This is a genomic window from Cysteiniphilum sp. GTC20157 (assembly GCF_055396795.1).
On the sequence record NZ_AP044698.1, the window covers coordinates 1855656 to 1878503 of the forward strand.

General features: G+C 38.7%; 17 protein-coding genes. 9 read left to right on the forward strand and 8 right to left on the reverse strand.

Annotated features, from left to right (window positions below; all coding sequences use genetic code 11):
* Positions 1-13 precede the first annotated feature (13 nt).
* A complete protein-coding gene (locus ACZ5V8_RS08435) occupies positions 14-1129 on the forward strand; it encodes a sensor histidine kinase (protein WP_464217430.1) in 1116 nt (371 codons plus the stop codon).
* 305 nt (positions 1130-1434) lie between these two features.
* Positions 1435-2094, forward strand: a complete 660-nt coding sequence (locus ACZ5V8_RS08440) for a glutathione S-transferase family protein (RefSeq protein WP_464217431.1) — start codon at positions 1435-1437, stop codon at positions 2092-2094.
* Positions 2095-2151: 57 nt separating this feature from the next.
* Here ACZ5V8_RS08440 and ACZ5V8_RS08445 read toward each other — a convergent pair whose 3' ends face one another.
* From ACZ5V8_RS08445 to ACZ5V8_RS08470, 6 genes are all read right to left on the reverse strand, one after another.
* Positions 2152-3879, reverse strand: a complete 1728-nt coding sequence (locus ACZ5V8_RS08445) for a hypothetical protein (protein ID WP_464217432.1) — start codon at positions 3877-3879, stop codon at positions 2152-2154.
* A gap of 71 nt (positions 3880-3950) precedes the next feature.
* Positions 3951-4640: a CsgG/HfaB family protein gene (locus ACZ5V8_RS08450; RefSeq protein ID WP_440617764.1), complete on the reverse strand. Its 690-nt coding sequence runs from the start codon at positions 4638-4640 to the stop codon at positions 3951-3953.
* A gap of 88 nt (positions 4641-4728) precedes the next feature.
* Entirely contained in the window at positions 4729-5139 is a 411-nt protein-coding gene (locus ACZ5V8_RS08455) for a curli assembly protein CsgF (RefSeq protein WP_440617765.1), read from the reverse strand.
* 27 nt (positions 5140-5166) lie between these two features.
* Positions 5167-5961, reverse strand: a complete 795-nt coding sequence (locus tag ACZ5V8_RS08460; RefSeq protein WP_464217433.1) for a MipA/OmpV family protein — start codon at positions 5959-5961, stop codon at positions 5167-5169.
* A gap of 103 nt (positions 5962-6064) precedes the next feature.
* On the reverse strand, positions 6065-6979 hold the full coding sequence (locus tag ACZ5V8_RS08465) for a YncE family protein (protein ID WP_440656993.1): 915 nt from the start codon (positions 6977-6979) through the stop codon (positions 6065-6067).
* 197 nt (positions 6980-7176) lie between these two features.
* Positions 7177-9558: an Lcl C-terminal domain-containing protein gene (locus ACZ5V8_RS08470; protein WP_440617768.1), complete on the reverse strand. Its 2382-nt coding sequence runs from the start codon at positions 9556-9558 to the stop codon at positions 7177-7179.
* 282 nt (positions 9559-9840) lie between these two features.
* On the opposite strand from ACZ5V8_RS08470, the gene ACZ5V8_RS08475 reads away from it, so the two are divergent.
* A complete protein-coding gene (locus ACZ5V8_RS08475; RefSeq protein ID WP_464217434.1) occupies positions 9841-10536 on the forward strand; it encodes a response regulator transcription factor in 696 nt (231 codons plus the stop codon).
* Between the two features lie 410 nt (positions 10537-10946).
* On the opposite strand, the gene ACZ5V8_RS08480 is transcribed toward ACZ5V8_RS08475, so the two are convergent.
* Positions 10947-12347, reverse strand: a complete 1401-nt coding sequence (locus ACZ5V8_RS08480; protein WP_440615771.1) for a sugar porter family MFS transporter — start codon at positions 12345-12347, stop codon at positions 10947-10949.
* A gap of 307 nt (positions 12348-12654) precedes the next feature.
* Here ACZ5V8_RS08480 and ACZ5V8_RS08485 point away from each other — a divergent pair, with 307 nt between their 5' ends.
* The 6 genes from ACZ5V8_RS08485 (at position 12655) to lspA (ending at position 20292) form a co-directional block, all read left to right on the forward strand.
* Positions 12655-13677, forward strand: coding sequence for a UDP-glucose--hexose-1-phosphate uridylyltransferase (locus ACZ5V8_RS08485; RefSeq protein WP_464217435.1), 1023 nt, complete (start codon positions 12655-12657; stop codon positions 13675-13677).
* Positions 13671-14846, forward strand: a complete 1176-nt coding sequence (locus tag ACZ5V8_RS08490; protein ID WP_440615775.1) for a galactokinase — start codon at positions 13671-13673, stop codon at positions 14844-14846. The genes ACZ5V8_RS08485 and ACZ5V8_RS08490 overlap by 7 nt, the downstream gene beginning before the upstream one ends.
* Before the next feature lie 6 nt (positions 14847-14852).
* The gene (locus ACZ5V8_RS08495) at positions 14853-15974 is read left to right on the forward strand and encodes an aldose epimerase family protein (RefSeq protein WP_440615768.1); all 1122 of its coding nucleotides are present in this window, start codon (positions 14853-14855) and stop codon (positions 15972-15974) included.
* Between the two features lie 81 nt (positions 15975-16055).
* Positions 16056-16994, forward strand: coding sequence for a bifunctional riboflavin kinase/FAD synthetase (gene ribF / locus ACZ5V8_RS08500; RefSeq protein WP_440615767.1), 939 nt, complete (start codon positions 16056-16058; stop codon positions 16992-16994).
* Positions 16995-17018: 24 nt separating this feature from the next.
* A complete protein-coding gene (ileS, locus tag ACZ5V8_RS08505; protein WP_464217436.1) occupies positions 17019-19826 on the forward strand; it encodes an isoleucine--tRNA ligase in 2808 nt (935 codons plus the stop codon).
* A complete protein-coding gene (gene lspA / locus ACZ5V8_RS08510) occupies positions 19813-20292 on the forward strand; it encodes a signal peptidase II (protein WP_440615765.1) in 480 nt (159 codons plus the stop codon). The genes ileS and lspA overlap by 14 nt, the downstream gene beginning before the upstream one ends.
* A 771-nt stretch (positions 20293-21063) precedes the next feature.
* Here the strand turns inward: lspA and ACZ5V8_RS08515 are convergent.
* Complete coding sequence (locus tag ACZ5V8_RS08515; RefSeq protein ID WP_440615763.1) at positions 21064-22773, reverse strand: glycosyl hydrolase family 8; 1710 nt, start codon at positions 22771-22773, stop codon at positions 21064-21066.
* Between the last annotated feature and the right edge of the window lie 75 nt (positions 22774-22848).

A 22848-nucleotide genomic window follows, 5' to 3' on the forward strand; every position in this document is an offset into this window, starting at 1 on the left:
TCAAAGCACGCTGATGATTAAACATCTTTATAAGGATGTTATTGATCAGAAGCATCATTATCGGGTCATCAAAGACTTGATTGATATTCGTGATGCTATGGCAAAATTAGATGTTAACGAGCTTGAGTTAGCTGTTCAAACCTATGAACAGATCACTCGGCATTCGGTATCTATTGCAGTACATTCACATACTAGTGATCATCTGGAACTACATACTTATAATCAGATGATCGAATATTTCAAAACACATAAACAACTATCCTTTGATCAATATTACCCAAATGCTGATAAGTGGGTAGTATTTAGATTCAAACCACATAACCCCTGGACTGATCCGGTGGTTATCATTGCCATTATACTGCGTTTTATTTTTATGTTTATGATCATTTATTTAATTATCTATAGTGGTTTAAAGCTATTTAGACAGTCTATTCATGAACTTGGCAGTGGCAATAGCAATCAATCATTCCTTGGTAAAACAAAACGTGTCTTAGAACAAAAAGTTAAGGATCTCATTGCTGAGCGAACAATGATTTTAGCGACACTTTTTCATGATATCAAAACACCGCTTGCACGTGCCAAAGTACGCTTACAAACAGAGTATGAACTTGATCAAGTTCCGTCTGATTTAGATGAAATTGATGAGCTTATTAAAGCTACAGTGAGCTATTATCAAGAAAGTACACAGGATACGAGCTTTAAGATCAATACCATTTTTGCCAAACTTAAACAGCAACACCCTGATAAAATCAGCATTAATACGACACAAGATTATATTGTGCACGGCAATGAAACGCTGCTCTATCGAGCCTTTAGTAACATTACCAATAACGCGATTAAATATGCCAAACATTGCACTATTGACTGTGATTTGGAGCAAAATAAGTTAATCATACATTTTCAAGATACAGGTCCTGGTGTTTCTAAGGATAAAATCGATAAGCTTTTTCTAGCCCACCATAAAAACTTGCATAGTGAGCAAAACAGTAAAGGACATGGCCTAGGTCTTGCCATTTGCAAAAAAATTATTGAACTGCATAAAGGGGAAATATTGGCAACATCTAATGAGCAAGGATTATGTATTATGGTGAAATTAATTGTCACTGAAGAAAATACTTCGCCTTTGTAAAAGGCATTTGCTACACTTTGGCGTTTCCTCTAATCACAATATACGCTCAGTTAATGGGTTTATGGTGCAGAAATATCAAAGTAATGATGCATAAATAAGCTGCATCAACCAGTACCGCTCTCTGCCCTTGTGGGAGAGGTCGTGCAACTTAGGTTGCACGGATGGGGGGGGCGTTAAAACACAACTTATTCTTGATTCATTACAAAAACGTTAATCGTTATTAACCATAACAGCATTGGCATCTTGCTTTGTTAATACCATATTTATGGCTTAAGCAAAACCAAATTAATTTTAAGGACAAACTAATGAATATTATCTACGGCACTCAATTCTCTCCCTTTGTTAAGAAAGTAATTGCCACATGCGAAATCAAGCAAATCCAATATAATATTGAACCAGTTATTCCTATCAATCAAACAAAAGAATTTATGAGCATTAGTCACCTTGGGAAAATTCCTGCTTTCAAGGATGATCAGATATCACTATATGACTCCTCAGTTATTTGTGATTATTTAGATAGAAAATATCCGCAAAACAGCATCTATCCTAGCGATTTGTATGAACGTACGCTAACGCTGCAATTTGAAGAGTATGCTGACACGCGGTTAGCTGAACATTTAGGCAAAGGGTTAGTTTATGAGAAGATTATAAAGCCAAAATTTCTAAATCAAGCAGCTGATGAGCATATTATTTATAATACTATCAGCAATGAGCTGCCCACAGAACTTCTATATCTTGAAAGCAATATTAAAGACAATTTTTTGATTAACAATCAAATTACCATTGCCGATATTGCCATAGCTGCTTTGTTTTTAAATGCAACTTATGCAGAGTTTCGTGTAGATCAGAATAAATTTCCAAAACTGGCAAATATGCTCTCCAGTATCTGGTCTACACGATATTTCCAAACACTGATAAAAGCAGACCAGCAAAGTTTAGGTTTAGATTTGATAGAAACTAACTAAATAATTATGCCCTTAGTAGCGAAGGGCATTTATAGCGTTTGTTAGGTTTGCTTATAATTAATAATGGTTAAATGCCATCACATTACCATCACCAATCAGTTGAGTGGTGCTTACATAGTTGTCACGCGTTGAAATGGTAGTAACTTCATTAGAATTACCAACAATATTATAATTAATATCGTTCATATTAGCCGCGATTTGATAATCAAATACATTGGAATCACCTTGCGCTTGAAGACGCATGATATTAGTATCACCAACGACTTCTGATAGGATCATATTAGAGTCACCAATAGCATAAAAAGCCAAGTTATTTGAATCTCCTTCAATTAACATACTTAGCTCATTCAAACCACCTCTGGCTTGAGCGATTAAGCGGTTAGTATCTCCTGTGATATCCATATCACTTGTATTGCCATTACCTAATGCATAGTAATTAAGATCATTGCTATTACCCGCAATCATACCATCAAAGCTATTTTCATTACCCAACAATTGAGCCGTGTTTCTATTTAAATTACCCGTCACATCCGATAACATTAAATTTGAATCACCTAAAGCGTAAGCGTTTAAGTTATTTCTTTCGCCTTCGACTAAATTAGTTAGGTCATTCATGTCACCTCTTGCTTGTATATAGCTTGTATTGATCGCTCCTTGAACTTCGGATAATAATTTGTTTGAATCACCCAAAGCATATGAAATAAGATTATTTTGCTCTCCTGTTGCCACGTTATCTATTTCATTTAAATTGCCTGCTGCTTGTGCAATCGCACGGCTTTGATCACCAGTAGCGGTAATAGCTAAATCATTTTCATCACCTACGGCATAAGATAATAACGTATTTCTGGAACCTTCGACAAAGTTGTTACTTATGTTTCGATCTCCTCTTAATTGCAGATTAACATTGTTAATATCACCTGTTATCTCTAGATTTGCCTGACTTAAGTCACCTAAAACATAGGAGTTAAGATAGCTTCTATCTCCTACAAATAATGTCATCAAGCTATTTTCATCACCCATTACTCTGTTGTACACTCGACTGATATCACCCGATATATCAAAATTTTCAACATTCAGGTCACCAAAGGTTTGGCTTCTTACAAAACCATTATTGCCGACGACTGTGGATTGATGATCATTCATATTACCACGAGATTCTGTGTAGATATAATTAAAGTCACCTTCCGATGCAATATCCGCTGTATTACTGTCACCTACTTGCCTTAAAAAGAAAAGGTTACGCTCACCACTGCTACGATAACGTAAGCTGTTTTCCTCAGCCACCGCATTTTGGTAAACATCAACGAATGCAGCATCTCCCACCGTTGTCACAACACTTTTATTTCCTGTCGAAGATGCTGATATTTGATTAATTCTAGCTATTGTATTATTTCCATTTGCGTGCAATAGCGACAGATTCTCCGAACCGCTTTGTGTTAACGACAGCTGCATATTATCACTGTCTAAAATGCTAACACCAATATTGGGTGCAGATGGTTCCTCATTTGTTTGCCTTAATACTATTTGACCTTCATCACCAGTTATTTGACTGACTAAAATATTACTACCTGTTTGATTTACCTCCGTATTTACATTGGTTGTATTTGCTGTCATCGCTTGCAAACTGCCATTAAGTGGTAATGTAATGTCAGGTTGCAAAGCTTCAACTGCTGTTTTCGCAGTATTATGGATTGTTGTAAAGTCTTCTGAAACGGATGCATTCACATTGAGAACGAAAAGAGACATCCCGACTAGACAAGCCATTTTATTTGTCATACTATTCATAGCTAACTCCTGTTGTGTTTTATCCGACGCCAATCGAAGTATAGAACAAACAATGGGAGTTACTTCATTTCTTAAGAAAAAAGTCCATTTTTTTTGCCATCGGTTATTAATTGAGTAATAATATCCTCCAAAATTTCATTTAATACGATGATTTTTGGTTCATTACGCGTAAAGCCAGCTTCTGCTTCTAGTAATTTTTTAAAACTTACAAATTGAAAAATACCAAAGTTCAAACCATATGATAGTATTTTCTTTGTATCAATGACCGAGATCACTACCTCTCCCGAATCAATATCTATCACTCTTAAACTTACGGTCATATGATCTATCTGATATTCTGTAGAGCCTCCAATACCAAAATACTTGGCCCCTGCGCCCCCTGTCGTAATATTGGATTCATAATCGATAATCCCACCTGTTAGAGCGTATCTTGCATAATTCAGTTTGGGGATGGTTTTATCATCTCCCAATTCATTAAGTTTGCGCTCAGTTAAAATAGAATTTAAAATCTTTCGCTCGAGTACATTAAACCAACCGCTGCCAACCAGCTTGGCAATAAGCACAGACTCAGGGTCTTGCGTCACCACTTTAGAATATGTATTAGTTCCATAGTCTGTCGTCTCATATTTCCCCGTTTGATCCTCAAACTTATACACAGCGATATTAATTTTCTGTTTTGGTTTTTGCGTAATATACTCTCTGGCATAAAGGTTATGACCAATCAAAGACTTCGAATAAAACTCAACATCATGATTAGTCATTGCGCAACTGGTTAATAGCAAACAGACCAAACCACTTAAGGGCTTGCACATTTTCGTTTTCACACTGAATACAACCCACGTAATATGCTTAGATACTATCGATAGTGATTTCACTTGAGTTTCCTGTTAGTTTATCGTTAATTTGAATAATAAAGCTATCTCCAAGCTCAATAACCTTTACTTTAAAAGACTCGGTTTCAACATTACCTGCAATGAGATTGCCCTCATCATCAGTGACACTCCTTAAAATGGAGGCTGCAATTTGTGATGTAATGATCGAGTCCAATCTTTCTTGAAAACGCTCAGCCGCCGTTTGTGTTCGCCTAACATTGTTAGAAGAAGGATCTTTGTGATCATTTTGTAAAGTTGCTGATTGCAATAAAAAGGATCCATTATTGGGATGCCCTCCAAAAGATGGGTTCACCGGCTGATAGACCAAATTACCATACCCAACACCAAACAAACATACCGAAGTCATCAGCTTCACTCGATCAACCATTTCTAATCTCCCTATTACACATCTAAATTAAATAAACCGATAGCTCAACACCAAGGATGACGTTAATACATAATACTCACTAATCATCGGGCTGTTAGTCACTTCCGTAGGTAATATATTTAAACGCGCGTTAAATGCCGCACTCCATTTTTGTTTGAACGTATATTTAAATCCAAAACTTAAAAAAGGAGATAGCGCAGCATCCGGCGCATACTCAGATAACCCAGACACTAACATTTCCTTGCAACTCACACCATAGTAATAATTTAATAATTGACTGCTGCTGTATTGAACTCCCCCACCAAAACTCAGCTGAAGCGCATGCTGATTCAGCTGATAGTTCAATAAATTTTTATATCCCAATGTTGACATAAAACCATTTGATTTACCCGTAATATCAAAATCAATAGATAAATTCAAGCGTCCATACGGTGTTAGCAATTGTTGCGACATACCCGCCATCACAATATAGTTTCTTTTATCTAATTGTTGCATCCGTGCATTACTTGACTTACTTGCTTTATAAACCTCAGGATAAAGAAAACCCTCCAACAAGGTCACCATGCTGCCTTGTTGATAAAGCGCGTAAGAGCCATAAGTCCCCACAAAATTAAAGCCACCATCTTGATATTGTATAAATGGAATAGGTAAAATAGTTGGCTCAGTGTTAAGATAAGGGTTAGGCGTCACAATCCCCCCAATCCCAACACTGAGTACCTCTGAAGTGTATTGTCTGCTTTGCGCAGAAACCTGTGACATCATTTTTTCATTGTCACTATTTTCACCACTTACGCCAACGGTAATTAGTAAAAAAAACACCATAATACAGCCAATTAATTTTCCGCTGCTTACTCGGGGCGTACTACAAATATCATCAAAACAATACAACATAATCTTCTCATTCTTCCCACATAAAAGAGTCTCATTAATTACTTAAAGCGAGTCCTACAGGTGAGCTTAGAAACTCTTTAAGCTGGGCTTCACAATCTATAAAATCACCTGCGGGGTTGACATTACACCGCGTTAAGCTATCCGAGTGGTAATTTGTTATATATACCTTCGAATAATTTGAAGTAAACTTCATGCCAACCGGTTTATTCAAAGGAACATCAAACATTTGTTGGCAGCTTACAAAATCACCAGAGCTATTTCGCTGACAACGTGAAACTGTGCTACTTTTATGATCTACTATATAAATCATTTTGTTTTTGCCATTGAACGCAATTGCCATTGGCAAAGTAATCGACATCAAAGTTCGATCCATTTTTGCACAATTTGATAGCGTTGCTGTAACGGCATCAATATTACAACGCAAAATACTATTCATACTCGGCGCTGAATTGACGACATAGGCAAACTGATGATGCTCATCAACGGCAATACCTGTCGGCATCGCAAATTTGTCTGATGATTTGTGGCACGACTCCAATTGATCATTACTGTCAAATTGACAACTGACCACATCGCCATTTGTAAAGGAGGTAAATATTGCATAGCGATCATTTCTATACATATTAGAAGGCACATAATCAAGTGGCAAAGCCGCTGCATGATCCAGTTGCATACAACCAATAATGCTCCCAGATGAAGATAACGGACATTGCAATGCTAGTTTTTTGCCAAACATATATAGTTTACGTTGGTATACCACAACATTATCTGGTACAAGTTCATTAAACACAGGTAAGCTCTTGCAATGAACTACATTACCAGCGTTGTTAATGTCGCAATGTAATACTTTGTTTGTCGCACCTCGATTGGTAACATAGATCATCGGTTTGTCCGTTTGTGCTGACTTATCTACAGTTTTGTCCTCTAGTGAAACCACGTTAACTGACATATTAAATGATTCATTAGCAAACAAGCTTGCCCCAGCTAAGTAAGTAGTTAATATAAAAAACATCACTTTTATGTTCACAGATATGACCTCAAGAAATCCTAACAATATCGTTTACAAGCTAGCTCCGGCATTTTGTTTAAAATTCAAATAAACAACAGGTTAAATACCGATCTATCTCTATGCATTCCCTAGGATTACTAATTATTGACAGTGCGCACGAGTATAATATCACCCCAGTTCCCATGGCCACCAGCTGAACTCGACGTCGCATGTGTAAGTCCACTACGTGCATTTATTAAAGTAAACTCACCATTTGGCTTCACCGAAGAGGTCCAGTAATAATCAGACGATCCTAAATTAAAGCCATTGTTATTAATCCACTCCCTCCAAGCACCAACATATGCCAAATTCACTAGACTATGTAGCTCACCATAAGTTGGTAAACGCCAATTTGAATATCCACATAAAGTTGAGTTATTTGCCATGCTCATTGCTTCTGTAAATTTGACGGTTCTGTTTAAATCAGCTTTACCCCACATCAGTCCCGTCAACTCATCATATAAAGCGTCACTACAACTTGCTTCACCTACCTTATCGACATTGCTAAAACGCGGAGTTGGCCAACTTCCCTCTCCTCCTGAACTATCTGGACCGATACTTGGAACAACCGCTTTTTCCGTAGTTCCAGATTTACCGCGAACAGGCAATAATAGATATTGTGAAACATCAATAGGCAAGCGAGTGAGCTGATCAGTAATATCGTTTCTGTTGCTGAACGATGCTACCCAAGCAGTACTACCACTCTCGGACCACCACCAATCAGCAGTCTCTATTCCTAAATATGGAGTAGAAGACCAATAGTGCATTGTCTCATCAATATTATGAAATCCATGATTATTTAACCAATCAGCGCCGCTACCCGTAATTTGGACTAAAGTCTTCAGTTCATTTATTGTTGGCAGCCTCCAGTCGCTATAACCGCACAGCTCTAAATTGTCCGCATAAGTCATCGCGTCGGACCAAAGCCTCCGACCAGATACTTCTCCATCTCGAGCCCAAACTAACCCTGTCAACTGATCCTGAACAGCATCCTCACATACGATATTATCTCCTTGTTTTAATGCTTGAAATCTATTATCCGGCCATGACCAACCATCTTCATCAACATCAGGACCTGAGTTAATTGGAGTTGTCGGCAATAATTCTTTTGAATGGGATTGCAATACTATATTTACTCCTTCCGCATATGATAATACTGATGCTAAAGTCACATTAGCTCCTGCTTTAACTGGGGCAAAAACACCTTTCCATTCGCAACTCGACTTAGGAGTTAATTCAGTTACACCCTGACAAGTACTCTCATCTTGATTAAGTATAAAACCATCCTCCTCGGAAATTGTATTCTCAAAATCTATGCCTGTAGCAGGTAGCGTACTATGAGTATTGCTAAAGGTATAAACGAATGGATAACTTTGTCCAACAGCAACAATACTTGGAATATCTATCGTTTTGACACCACTAACAACTACCTCAACTACTTGCGCAACACTTGTTAGATTAACACCTAAACCCTCGTCATAAAAGATACTTGACGATATCTCGACAGTGGTTTCAACAGCATCTGGTGTAAACGTGCCTTTCCACACACATGAAGAACGTGGTGCTAGCTCAGTTACACCATTACAAGTACTGCCAACCAAATCGATCTTAACCCCTTCAGACTCAGGGAATACATTCTCAAATCTCACACCTGTTGCTTTTAAAACACCACTAAGATTAGTAAAAACGTAAGTAAAAGGATAACTAGTTCCTTTTGTAACGTTAGCTGGAATATCCTTTGACTTATCACCTATAACCCCAACTTCTGAAAAGCCAAAATTTGCCACTTGTAGACCATAATCCATTAACCTTAATTGTCCGCTTAACTTCACATCAGAAGATAAATATAACTCACAAGACTTGCCCGCAGCCAACTCTAATGAGCAAGTATTTTGCTCAAGATTAACATTTAAAACATTACCATTTGCATCTGTAAACTTTGGGGTTTCATCAAAATAAACGGCATTCTTGGTACCGCTATTGCTTATTGAAATATAATTTTGCTTATTTAGGGGTAAAACTGCATTTTTACCAGGCGCCAAACTTAACGGAGCAATACCAACTTCAGTTTGATAGCGCTTAACACCACCATCTGGAAAAGTTATTTTTAATTCTAACGGCGCAACCTCTGCTACTTGCTGCTCAATGGTTGTTGTCACCAATAACTCACAGGCTTCGTTAATTTTTAAATCAACACATGCGTTTTTTGATATATACGCTGCATTAGGAATAATCTCCACTGAATAATACTGATGAGCCTTAACCTTACCGATTTCACCCAAATCATGGCTTTCAACATTAACAAACAATTTAGATTGAACTCCAGCAGCAAGATCAACACTATTAGGATAAGAGACATTATAACCAGAGGCACTTCCAGTGCTTGAGCCATTATCTGCCGATGAATCACCACCGCCACCACCGCATCCAAATAAAATAAACGATGAACACAGAATCGAAATTGTTTTAATTTTACTCATTTTAGCCCCTTTTTTTATTTTCCCATATTTATTAGTAATCATCATTTTCATTACGACCCCTTAAAGCAGTTAACTTGCACACGCCTCCCCTCAGAGATGTTTGTATAATACCCAGTTAAAGCATCTTTTAAACCCCTTGTTTGTTAACAGCCATTAACATAACCTGCGTTTTGATTGCTAACTACATCGAGCAAAATACCGATATAATCATGCTTCACGAATCAAGTAAAAGTGGCTAAACTTGAGTAACAAGCCATGGATATAAATGGGGCAAAAGAAGAAATGAATATTAATAAAGTGCTGATAATTGATGATGACAAAGGCATTGCTGATGCAATAGCGCATTTTTTCGAGCAAAAACTCTTATTTAGCTCACATGCTAGTTGCGGGCAAGATGCTTTGGAAATGCTGCAAAAAGAACACTTCTCGACAGTCATACTAGATCTTAATTTACCTGATGTGTATGGTATTGAGCTATGCAAAAGTATTCGCAAAGAGTTGCCAGATATCCCAATTTTAATTCTTTCCGCAAACACTGGAGAAGTTAATCGTATTATTGGTCTTGAAGCTGAGGCCAATGATTACATGGAAAAACCATTTAATATTCATGAGCTGTATGCGCGTGTTAATAATCTGATTAAATTCAGTGTAAGCAACATCAAAAATCAAACAAAAACCATTATCTTTAATTCGTTAAGTTATCATTTGCATGATAAGACACTATCAAATTTGAATAATAAAATTACTCTCACACAAACCGAGCAGCGCCTACTTGAGCTCTTTCTAACGCGTCCAGGACAAGTAATATCAAAGCATGAGATTGCCGATAAATTCGGCATGGCAGATCAATCAGATAGCCGTTCACTTGATGTCATCATCAGTCGCCTGCGTACCAAGATTGATGACAAACAAGCTAATCTTTTGCAAACCATTCGCGGACATGGTTATGTTTTTGTTGGTCGTTTGCAATATAAGTAGTGACTGACCGAATTTGACAGCACAAGCCTGTGATCGTTGAATTTAAGAGTGATATGTGTAGTAATGAGAGCAGTATTCGTGATACAGCTCGTGTATTGAAGGTGAGAACAACTTCACTGCCAATAATTCTTTCCACAACCTGTTTATAATTAAAGACTAAGCCTGAACAACTTGTTGTTGTAATACCAGTCTTGATAGCAAGTGATTGGGTTTTCTCTAAATGGTTCCTAAAATGCGCTAAAGCCGCGTTGGTAAAAGTCACTGGCTGCTCAGCTTGGGTTAAACTTCTCTATCATCGTTAATCTATCTTTATCTTCACTTGTAAATAGTACCGCTACGGTATCATTCGACGACTTTTTCTAAGGTTTTAAGCATCTGCAATTTATCAAGCGACTAACTTGTCATAGTAACTAGCGCCCAATGTGCGCCAGGCGTTTACCTGATTTCAAATTCCGCTCTATTTGCTCTAATGAAACCCCTTTTGTTTCAGGTACAAAGAATTTGGTGAAGAGCATACACACAAGACAAACCAATCCAAAGCCAAAGAATGTATTGCCTGGCGCGAAAGTTAACCATGTCAATGCAAAATTACCTAAGATAGCATTACAAAGCCAGTTTGATGTCGTTGATGCAGTCATACCAAGATCGCGCCCTTCTAAGGGTTGGATTTCAGAGCATATAATCCAAATCATTGGCCCCATTGAAATGGCAAAACCAAATATAAATACCAAACAAAAAATCAATGTAATCCATTGCAATGCTGAGCTTAACTGCATATGCGAAATAGGTAGGTTATTAATCATTTCAACCGAGTAATGCGTCTTAAACACTACGCCAACAATAAGACAAGATAAAACCAATAAGCTCAAGCCAAAATAAAGAATCGGTTTGCGCCCAAACTTATCAACATATTTTATTGCTAAAATTGTCGTTAATACGTTTACTAAACCAATAACAATTGTTGCTACCGCGGGGTTGCCAAAACCTGCCATCTTAAAAATATCTGTAGAGTAATACATAAAAGCATTCATCCCTGTAAACTGTTGGAATGCTTGCAGCAAAATCCCCAATAACAATACTTTTAGAAAAAAACCATGACGCAACATTTTAAAACCACTGCCTTTGACATTCGTTGCGTTTTTGATTTCATCTGCCTCTTGATAGGCTTCCTCTTCAGTATCACGAATCCTTTTTAGAACAACTAGCGCTTTTTCTTCCTGCCCAGTTAGAATCAACCAACGTGGGCTTCGTGGTAAGGTTAAACAACCTAGCAACATAATTATTGATGGAATAGCGATACTGGCAAGCATAATACGCCAAGACCCTGTGGAGCTCAACGCCGAGTTACACAGATACATCAAGAAAATACCAATCGTAATCATAAATTGATACATCGCAATGATACCCCCGCGAAACTCTTTAGGCGCAATTTCCGACAGGTATAGTGGTGAAATAAAAGAAGCAATACCAACCGCTAAACCAACAACAAATCGTGATACTAATAATGCATCAAAATTAGGTGCGAAAACGCCAACAAATGTAAATAGGGTAAAAATTAATGCCGCCAGAATTAATACTACCTTTCGCCCAAAGCGTCGTGATAGAAACCCGCTAAAAATCGCACCAATTGCCGCACCAACAAGTAACGTGCTTGCGACATGTTCCGACTGCGTTAAGCTTAAACTAAAATTTTTGACGATTAAATCTAATGAGCCATTAACATAGGCGATATCCATACCAAACAAAAGTCCAGCCAATGCTCCAATAATGGCAACACGCATGGTTATTGCGTTTAGTTTTTTTTCTTTCATCCTTCCCACCCCGTTTTTATTTTATAAACACTCAATGCAAACCATTTTACAATATTTCTGGTTTTGTCAAATTTTCTCTTGCATGTTATCGATTTAATTTTCTCTTGTAAATATTCTACCCGCTTATTATTTTCCAAAAGTTTCAGCCCTCACACTTACGGCATATAAGAATATATTTAAGCGTTAACCAATCATTGTATAGATTAAAGCTAAAGCTGCTCTATAAAAGCATAAAACCATTTGAATCTGTTTTTTAGTTTCGCTACCATTTACTGTAAATTTCCAACATTTAGACTATGATTTCATTATGACATCACCAAATCCATTATTTGAGCATTCACATCGCCGTCGCAATCCATTGACAGGCGAGTGGGTTGTCGTCTCACCACATCGTTTATCAAGACCATGGCAAGGACTCAGTGAATTATCACCCACTGACAACAGACCAAAGCATGATCCTAAGTGCTATTTATGCCCAGACAATATTCGTGCAAACGGTAGCAAAAACCCTCAATATAGCGAGACATATGTTTTTAATAATGACTTCCCAGCCTTGATGTCAGTAGAGGATAATGAAGAGTTTGACGAGCTGATTGATCCATTAATGACTGCTCAACTCGCCAACGGTATTGCCAAAGTTATTTGTTTCTCACCAGATCATAGTTTGAGCATGGCTGAGATGGCTGAAAAAGACATTATAACGGTAATATCTACTTGGCAAAATGAAGTTAACGAGCTTTCAAAAGCATACCAATGGGTGCAAGTTTTTGAAAACAAAGGCGATATTATGGGCTGTTCTAATCCGCATCCGCATGGACAAATCTGGGCATGTGATTTTTTACCGACTGAAGCTGAAAAAGAGCATAATCAACAACAAATTTACCATCAAAATCATCAAAGCAATTTACTCATCGATTATGTTAAACGTGAACAAAAGGCACAACAGCGTGTTGTGCTTGAAAACGATGAGTGGCTTGTTGTCGTACCCTTTTGGGCGGTTTGGCCATTTGAAACTTTATTAATACCTAAGTCACATTGTGCGCACCTCAATCATCTTAATGAATGCCAAAAAAATCAACTTGCCAGTATTCTCAAGGCATTACTGCAAAAATATGATCGATTGTTTGGGGTTTCATTTCCCTATTCGATGGGCTGGCATGGCGCGCCTTATGCTCAAAACGATCCATTTTGGCAATTACATGCTCATTTTTATCCACCTTTACTACGTTCAGCTTCGGTTAAAAAGTTTATGGTTGGCTTTGAAATGCTTGCTGAATCACAACGTGATATTACGCCTGAGGATGCTGCAAAGAGGTTACGTGCATTATGATATTAGCAAAATATAACGATGATCTACGTAATCACTATCAATCAATCTTTAATCGCCAAGATTATCGATGCTTTTACGCACCAGGTCGGGTTAATTTAATCGGTGAACACACGGACTACAACAATGGCTTTGTTATGCCTTTGGCAATCAACATGGGCACAACAGTCGCTATCGCACCACGCGATGATGCTAAAGTCAGCGTTTATAGCAAAAATTTGGATCAATTAGACAACTTTGATTTACATCATTTTTCAAACTCAGAACACTCACAATGGTGCCGCTATATCGGCGGCATGCTATCACTTATCCAACAAAGCACCAAAGAGACCGCAGAGATTAAAGGTGCTGATATTTATATCTCTAGTAATCTACCGATTGGGGCTGGACTATCATCTTCAGCATCTTTAACAGTTGCCTTAGGCTATGCATATACCACGCTTTACCAACTGAAACTCAGTAAAATAGATATTGCCAAACTTGCACAGCAAGTCGAGCACCAGTATATCGGTACACTATGCGGCATAATGGATCAAATGGTCTGCGCATCCGCACATGAGAATCACGCATTGCTCATCGATTGCCAGTCACTGACTACAGAGCATATCCCTTTTAACTTAACCGGCACATCCCTCATGATCTGTGATAGCAATGTCAAACACAACCTTGCAGAATCAGCTTATAACAGGCGCCGTGAATCATGCGAGAAAGTTGCTAGAATCTTTAATATCGCCTCATTAAGGGAGTTAACTATTGAACAATTAATGACATCAAAAGATTTGCTTGATATCGAGAGCTTGCAATGCGCTAAGCATGTTGTGAATGAAAATCATCGTGTTTTGCAAGCGGCTAATGCCATGAAAAATGGCGATTGGCTAACACTTGGTAAACTGATGTATGCCTCACACAATTCATTACAGTATGACTATAAGGTCAGTTGTGACGAGCTTGATTATCTGGTTGAGTTATCTATTGCATATTCCGGCGTATATGGTGCACGGATGACTGGAGGTGGCTTCGGCGGCTGCACGATACATTTAGTACAAGATCATGTGATTGATGATTATCAGCATTACTTAGAAACTGCTTATTATAAACGCTTTAACAAAGCACCTACTTTTTATATCTCACGTGCTTATCAAGGAGTCCATTTAGTCAATGGGGCAAATTAAATAGCAATGACAAAAAAGCGTTCAATATCACAGGTTCATAGCCAATGTTTAGATCAAACACTTGGGATTTATCAAACCAACATCAACCATCCTCGCATCAAATTACAGCTTTTAAATATCGGCGCGGTCATTCAGTCGCTATGGGTACAAGATACAAATCAAACTTGGCAAGATATCGTTTTGGGATTTGATGACTATCAAGACTATCTCAAAGAAAATGATCCATCTTTGGGTGCTGTGCATGCCGTTGTTACCAATCGCATTGCCAAGGCACAGTTTGCCCTAAATGATCATATATACAGACTTGATGCCAATGAATCAGCAAATGCTTTGCATATCGGTAATTTGAAAAACCGAGTTTGGCAGCAGTCAATCATTAGCAATGATCATGTTCAAGGCATTGCCTATCATATCAAACTTGATGACGGCTATTGTGGTTTGCCGGGACCTATGACAATTACCATTAGATATCTAATCTTAGTCGATGGTACTTTGCAAATTGACTATCTGACAGAAACTTATGACAATGTTGTGATTAGTAATCTTACCAACCACAGTTACTTTAATCTCAATGGCACGACGCACAACAAACTAGATCAACACCAACTAACACTTTATTGTGACGCTTACCTTGAGACAGATGATCAATTAATCCCAACCGGAAAACTTGTAAAAGCACATGGTGCGTTTGATTTTTCCCAAGCTCAATCATTAACGAGCCGTTTATTGCAGAATGATAAAAAGCTACGCCACAATAAAGGTTATGATATGTTTTATGTTTTGCCTCAATACGACTCGAAAGCACCTAAATATCAACTATGTGCTGAACTAATGAGTAAGAGAACGGGCATTCACATGCAACTATTAACCACCTATCCAGGCTTGCAATTATATAGCGCAAACTTTTTAAGCGATTGTAAAGGCAAGTATGATGAGACATATCAACCACATTGCGCTGTTTGCTTAGAAACTCATGATTATCCCGATGCGCCAAATCACGCTCATTTTCCAAGTATTGTCACACCTGCGCATCATTTACGAAAAAATAGCAGCCGTTATGTTTTTTCCGTTAAAGACGATATGAATAAATCAACAAACTCCGCAAATTTATTTACGATGGCTATATGACTGGTATACAATGCTTGACAGTTTTTAACACCTCGCTTTGTCATGTATCAAAGCGATTAATTAGGCATAAACAAACTTAACATGCAGCTGTTACGACTTGCAGATTTACATAACAATAAAGAGCAAATGCCAAGCATCGTCACCATTGGTAATTTTGATGGTATGCACTTGGGGCATCAGTATATTATTAACCATCTACAGCAACTGGCTAAAACCAACAATGCTCAAGCGACAGTGGTGACATTTGAACCGCAGCCTAAAGAGTTCTTTTTAAAAGAGAAAGCGCCTTTACGCATCACGCCTTTTCGCGACAAAATCCAAGCATTTAAAGCACTCAATATCGACCAAGTTTTATGCTTACAGTTTAATCAAAGTCTTGCGATACTATCAGCTGAAGCCTTTGTTAAAAAGGTTCTTGTCGATGGTCTTAATGCCAAACATGTGATTATTGGCGATGACTTTCGTTTTGGTTATCAGCGTCAAGGTGACTTTAAGCTACTACAAGACTTAGGGCAAAAATATGGCTTCACCGTAGAAAGCCTCCCTTCTTATACCATAGATGATACACGTATTAGCAGCAGCCACATTCGCCAACTACTGGGTAATGGTCAATTTGATGATGCCGCGCATTTTTTAGGGCATAGCTACTCACTAAGTGGTCGCGTGCATCATGGTGATCAAAATGGACGTAAAATTGGGTTTCCAACAATTAACATCCCAATGCCGACAGCAGTTGTCGTTTCAGGGGTTTATGTTGTTAACGTACATGTTTACGGCAAAATATATCATGGCATTGCTAATATCGGCATTCGCCCAACAGTCGGTGGCAGATTACGTTTATTAGAGACACATATTTTTGATTTCACACATGACTTATATGGGCAATATGTTACGATTGAGTTTTTGCACTTTGTGCGTAGCGAGCAAAAATTTGCAAGCTTTGATGCACTCAAAGCACAAATTAATGATGATAAACTGGCAGCACTTACGTGGCTTGAAAAACATACAACAAAGATATAAAACAAACGGGTTAAAGGGTAGAATATGGCAGATTATAAAAGCACATTAAACTTGCCGAAAACATCATTTTCAATGAAGGCAAACCTTGCGCAAAAAGAACCGATGCGCTTAAAGCAATGGTATAGCGATGAGGCTTATCAACGCATTCGTCAGCATTTCGCCGGTAGAGACAAGTTTATTTTGCATGATGGTCCTCCGTATGCCAATGGTGATATTCACGTCGGACATGCCGTTAATAAGATTCTAAAAGATATGGTTGTGCGCTCAAAGACACTTTCAGGTTTTGACGCCCCTTATGTCCCAGGTTGGGACTGCCACGGCCTACCGATTGAGCTGCAAGTAGAGAAAAAACATGGCAAAGCGGGTGTTAAAATAGATGCTAACGCTTTTCGTAAAGAATGTCGTAAATATGCTGCTAAACAAGTAGAACGTCAGATTAAAGATTTTAAGCGCCTAGGTATTCTAGGTGATTGGGATAAGCCTTACTTAACCATGAACTTTGACTATGAAGCCAATATGGTCAGAACTCTAGGTAAGATTATTGAAAATGGTCACTTAACCAAAGGCTTTAAACCGGTACATTGGTGTCCTGATTGTGGTTCAGCACTTGCGGAAGCTGAAGTTGAGTACAAAGACAAAATCTCGCCTGCTATTGATGTTAAATTTGCCATTATTGATCCAAACACTTGGGCGGAGCGTTTTGGTTTAGATACGTTATCTGAAAATACATCTGCCGTTATTTGGACGACAACACCATGGACATTACCTGCCAATCAGGCAATTGCAGTACACAATGAAATAAGCTATGCCGTAGTAAACTTCAATCATGATCAACATATTATTGTTGCAACCGAGTTAGTTGAATCAATTATGAAGCGCGCGGACATTGAAGAGTATCATATCCTTGCCAGTGTATTAGGTGATCAATTGACCAACTTAAAAGCACATCACCCTTTTTATAACCGTATCGTGCCAGTGCTCCATGGAGATCATGTTACCGTTGATTCAGGAACAGGCCTTGTACATACCGCGCCAGCTCACGGGGTTGAGGATTTCGCGTTAGGGAAATTACACAATCTCCCAGTAGATAACCCTGTCAACAACAATGGTTGCTATCACAGCAATACCGAGCTTTTTGCTAATGAGTTTGTCTTTAAAGCCAATGACCATGTGATTGAAGTGTTAACACAAAACAATGCCCTTCTTAACTTAAATAAATTAGAGCACAGCTATCCACACTGTTGGCGCCATAAGACACCACTTATTTTCCGAGCAACCCCTCAATGGTTTATCAGCATGGAAAAAAATAAACTGCGTACACGTGCTGAAGACACCATTAAAGAAGTTAAATGGGTGCCAACTTGGGGGCAAAGTCGTATTGAAGCGATGATGCAAGATCGACCTGATTGGTGTATTTCTCGTCAACGCACTTGGGGGGTGCCTATTCCTTTATTTATTCACAAGGAAACGGAAAGCTTACACCCTCAAACTCAAGACATTATTAAAAAAGTAGCCAACGCCATTGAAAAAGGCGGAGTGGAGGCTTGGTTTGATGCTGATGATAGTCAATTCATTACTGAAACTGAAGACTATCAGCGCGTCACCGACACACTCGATGTCTGGTTTGATTCAGGCTGTTCAAATGCTTGTGTGCTTGAGCATAAGGACAATTTACAGTTTCCTGCTGACTTATATCTTGAAGGTTCTGATCAACATCGTGGCTGGTTTCAGACCTCGCTTCTCACAAGCTTAGCACGTCGCGATCAAGCACCCTATAAACAAGTCTTAACACATGGCTTCACAGTAGATGCTCATGGCAAGAAAATGTCAAAGTCCCTTGGCAATGTTGTCTCGCCGCAAGATGTTGTTAATACATTAGGTGCTGATATCTTACGACTATGGGTTGCAGCAACTGATTATCGCAGCGAGATGACCGTATCTGATGAGATTCTAAAACGCAATGCCGATACGTATCGCCGCCTGCGTAATACCGCACGCTTTCTATTATCGAATCTTGAGGGCTTTAATCCCCAAACTGATTTGATCGACTTCGATCAGTTGGTTGCATTGGATCAATGGGCAATTGCCAAAGCAGATGAGGTACAACAAAAGATTATTAAAGCGTATGATGAATATAACTTTCATGTTGTGGCACAGCAGATTCATCACTTCTGTTCAATTGATATGGGCAGCTTCTATCTTGATGTCATTAAAGATCGTCAATATACAGCCAAAGCCGATGGTTTGGCACGCAAATCTGCACAGACAGCCATGTATCATATCATTCATGCCTTAGTGCGTTGGATGTCACCGATTTTATGCTTTACGGCTGATGAGATTTATGATGCTATTCCTGGCGAGAAGGCCCCTTTTGTTACTTGTCAATGGTATCAAGGATTATCACAAATGCCGCAATCAGCAGAACTTAATCTGCCATTTTGGCAAACGATTCAAGAGGTGCGTACCGAATGTAACAAACTACTTGAATCTAAGCGTGCTGAAGGTGTATTAGGTGCCTCCCTTGAAGCCAATATCACACTGTATGCTGACGATGCCTTACTAGCGCAATTAGCTAAGCTTAAAGATGAGCTACGCTTTGCGTTGATTGTTTCTGATGCGCATGTTAAACCACTCACTCAAAAGCCAAACTTTGCCCATGACTCAAGCATTAAAGGCTTAAGCATTCTTGTTGAGAAGTCTGCTGCGCAAAAATGTGAACGTTGTTGGCATCGACGCGAGGATGTTGGTAGTCATGAAGAATACTCAGATATTTGCGGCAGATGTATTGAAAACATCACCACTGAACAAGGAGAACTACGTGAATTTGCGTAACAATCAATTGCGTTGGATTATTTTAAGCATTATTGTCATTATTATTGACCTTGGCACGAAATACCTTGCCTCACACAATTTAACATATGGACAACCGGTTGCAGTATTGCCCTTTTTCAACTTAACCTTACTGCATAATTATGGGGCAGCATTTAGCTTTTTAAGTAATGCTAATACCACATGGCAAGTGATTGTCCTCTCTGCTATTGCCCTAATTGTCGCTATTGTGATCTTAGTGTGGTTAGCACGTTTGCCTAAAAACAAAAACCTAACCGCCTGTGCTTTATCACTTATCTTAGGAGGCGCCTTGGGTAATGTCTATGATCGCATGATCCACGGTTATGTTGTTGATTTCCTTGATTTTCATATCAACAATTATCATTGGCCCGCATTTAATATCGCAGATTCCGCCATATGCATTGGTGCCGTGATGTTGATCTTGATGAGTTTTAAGTCTAAAAAATAACATCTTCCTGCTGAATAATAGTACCTCTCCCCTTGCGGGAGAGGTCGTGCAGCTTAAGCTGGACGGGTGAGGGGCAAATTAAAGCGCAAACTCATTACTTTACAGGGCATCACTCGAAGCCATTTATTGTTTTTGTCCTACCCTTCTACTTTGCTCAGGGTACGGTTGATAATACGCTGAAGCAAATAATAATTTTCACCAAAAGTGCGTAACTTCAGTAGGTAACTGTTGGCTGAGCGTTAGTCGAAGCCTTTTTATATGCTACTGTCACAAATACCCTTCGACCTCGCTCAGGGTACCGTGATTTAATGAATCAAGAATAATACTACCTCTCCCCTTGCGGGAGAGGTCGTGCAGCTTAAGCTGCACGGGTGAGGGGGAAATTAAAGCGCATACTCATTACTTCACAGGGCATCACTCGAAGCCATTTTACACACTGCAAACACATACACCCTTCGACTTCGCTCAGGGTACGGTATTAAAAATTGCAATCTGAGTTTGCAATTTTTAATGCAAACTGCAAACTCAATTTGCAATTTGCATGTTCTGTCTGATCATATAATGTATAAAAGATTACTTACCATCGACACCAAAATGAAAGCAAGTGTCTTCTTATTTGGACCTCGAGGCACAGGCAAAACGCACTGGTTAAAAGATACATTATGTTATATGGCGGAGATCAAACTTATTACGATAATGACATAAAGGTTATCCCCTTTGCCATAGCAATTCGCTCGCTAGATAAGATTTTAACGGGGGATAGCTAAGAAGCTATTGCTCTAAAGCTTCAAACGCCTGTGGCGTGTTATAACCACTATAGAATACATTATGCCCTTCATTAGACCACTGATTCCCTGGCGTGTATAGCCAACCAAGTTTTTGTCCAAAGAACTCTGCTGAATTATAAGTATCATAAAGTGCAATTTGTTTTTTCAGTGACTCAAATAACTGCTCATAATGTGCTTCACCACCATTATATGTGAAGCTCGTATTACCCCAATCCCCTGCTGCAACTTTCTTATTTGCAAGGGATAACGCCCAAGCAATAATAACGTCTGCATCGGTCGCAGATCCATTGGTATAGAAGCCACCGCCTAATGTATAATGAAATGGTTTACCTGTAGCATCTACAAGCCAAGGCATCATCAAATCACTTTTGACATGACATTGGTCATCATAGTATAGCGCACAGCCATACCCTGCTGACTCAGACATGATATAACGCACAAAGCTATCAAACATTTTTTGATCATTTGCAGCATAGCTAATTAATAATCCATAAGCCATACCTTCAGATACAGTCGGGCTATCTCCAGCATTAGCCCAAGTATCTTTGGAGGTATCATGTGGTGCATTTTCTACTGAAAATATCACTCTTGCACAGGTTTTGCCACCCTCACAAGGATATTCATTCACAAAACCATTTTTTGGATCTATCCAAACCTGATAGTTAGCATTAAAAGAAGCTTGACTTAAATAGCCTGACTTAGCACTTGAGTTATTGACGCCAAGCTCTCCTTTCCCTACTAAAAATGCCTGAGAAAGCAACCCTAATACCGCATTAAAATACGGAGCAGTTGAATTTAAAAAAGCATCATTTCCTGCTGATGCTGGCGTATGCTCGCTTAACTTATAGCTCTCAAGCTGGGTAATTAATTGTTTAAAGAAATCACTCTCACCATTAAATGCATACTCTGCCACAACCGTAGGTCCCAAAAGTGCAGGTAAATTAGAAGGGTTGCTTGGTAGAACCTTATCACCATCTTTACCTACACCTGAAATGGTATATGCCCATAGCCCTGCTGATGGTAATTGACCATCTTGGCTAACTCTTTTCAAGTCACCCAACATACCTACAATAGTACGCTTAACATCAGAGCATCCTGCTGCACTTGGGTTCTGCATGCAAAGTGCCCCATAAAACAATGGAAACCTACCTGAATCATACCCATATTGAAATGCCCAAGCATAAGCATCTGGGTCTTTTATGCGTGAATCTAAAGTTTCTTGATTCATAGGAATAACATTGGCTGGCAAATAGCTATATGTATTTGGATTTGCCTTTTCTTTCTGAGCTACAAATAACTTGATCACTTCATTTGCATTATTTGCCAACGCTTTAAAGTCTGTTGTGTTAATCGCGCCAATGGCAAAGTGATTGTTTTGGCTTGCGATACAGTTCTTATCTTTAGTTAGTGTTGCCACACCATTATTTACATTGATATAGCACTGATCGGTTAGACCACTTGCACCATATTTTGCAATTTGCAAACTCTGATTATCTTCACAGCGATAAATCACTGAATTATCACTACTCCCCGCCCCTGGCACGCTATCTCCTTTAGCACCTGATTGGTAACTGCAATTGGTATAATCAATATGAGCAGGTGTTGTTGTGTTATTTGTAAAGGTCACATCTACAGCAGTATAACCATAACTCAAAATAGAGGATAAAATTAATGCTATTGGTAACTTTTTCATGCTATCTCCTTCATTTTCTTGTGCAAAAAGCATTGGTACTTTTAAATCCCTTGCAATTATATGCATTCATCGGTC

Bases quoted from the DNA above. Each gene is read 5' to 3' on its own strand.
- ACZ5V8_RS08435 (WP_464217430.1), top strand. From the start codon at position 14: ATGATTAAACATCTTTATAAGGATGTTATTGATCAGAAGCATCATTAT.
- ACZ5V8_RS08440 (WP_464217431.1), top strand. From the start codon at position 1,435: ATGAATATTATCTACGGCACTCAATTCTCTCCCTTTGTTAAGAAAGTA.
- ACZ5V8_RS08445 (WP_464217432.1), bottom strand. From the start codon at position 3,879: ATGAATAGTATGACAAATAAAATGGCTTGTCTAGTCGGGATGTCTCTT.
- ACZ5V8_RS08450 (WP_440617764.1), bottom strand. From the start codon at position 4,640: ATGACTAATCATGATGTTGAGTTTTATTCGAAGTCTTTGATTGGTCAT.
- ACZ5V8_RS08455 (WP_440617765.1), bottom strand. From the start codon at position 5,139: ATGGTTGATCGAGTGAAGCTGATGACTTCGGTATGTTTGTTTGGTGTT.
- ACZ5V8_RS08460 (WP_464217433.1), bottom strand. From the start codon at position 5,961: ATGGTGTTTTTTTTACTAATTACCGTTGGCGTAAGTGGTGAAAATAGT.
- ACZ5V8_RS08465 (WP_440656993.1), bottom strand. From the start codon at position 6,979: ATGTCAGTTAACGTGGTTTCACTAGAGGACAAAACTGTAGATAAGTCA.
- ACZ5V8_RS08470 (WP_440617768.1), bottom strand. From the start codon at position 9,558: ATGAGTAAAATTAAAACAATTTCGATTCTGTGTTCATCGTTTATTTTA.
- ACZ5V8_RS08475 (WP_464217434.1), top strand. From the start codon at position 9,841: ATGAATATTAATAAAGTGCTGATAATTGATGATGACAAAGGCATTGCT.
- ACZ5V8_RS08480 (WP_440615771.1), bottom strand. From the start codon at position 12,347: ATGAAAGAAAAAAAACTAAACGCAATAACCATGCGTGTTGCCATTATT.
- ACZ5V8_RS08485 (WP_464217435.1), top strand. From the start codon at position 12,655: ATGACATCACCAAATCCATTATTTGAGCATTCACATCGCCGTCGCAAT.
- ACZ5V8_RS08495 (WP_440615768.1), top strand. From the start codon at position 14,853: ATGACAAAAAAGCGTTCAATATCACAGGTTCATAGCCAATGTTTAGAT.
- ribF (WP_440615767.1), top strand. From the start codon at position 16,056: ATGCAGCTGTTACGACTTGCAGATTTACATAACAATAAAGAGCAAATG.
- ileS (WP_464217436.1), top strand. From the start codon at position 17,019: ATGGCAGATTATAAAAGCACATTAAACTTGCCGAAAACATCATTTTCA.
- ACZ5V8_RS08515 (WP_440615763.1), bottom strand. From the start codon at position 22,773: ATGAAAAAGTTACCAATAGCATTAATTTTATCCTCTATTTTGAGTTAT.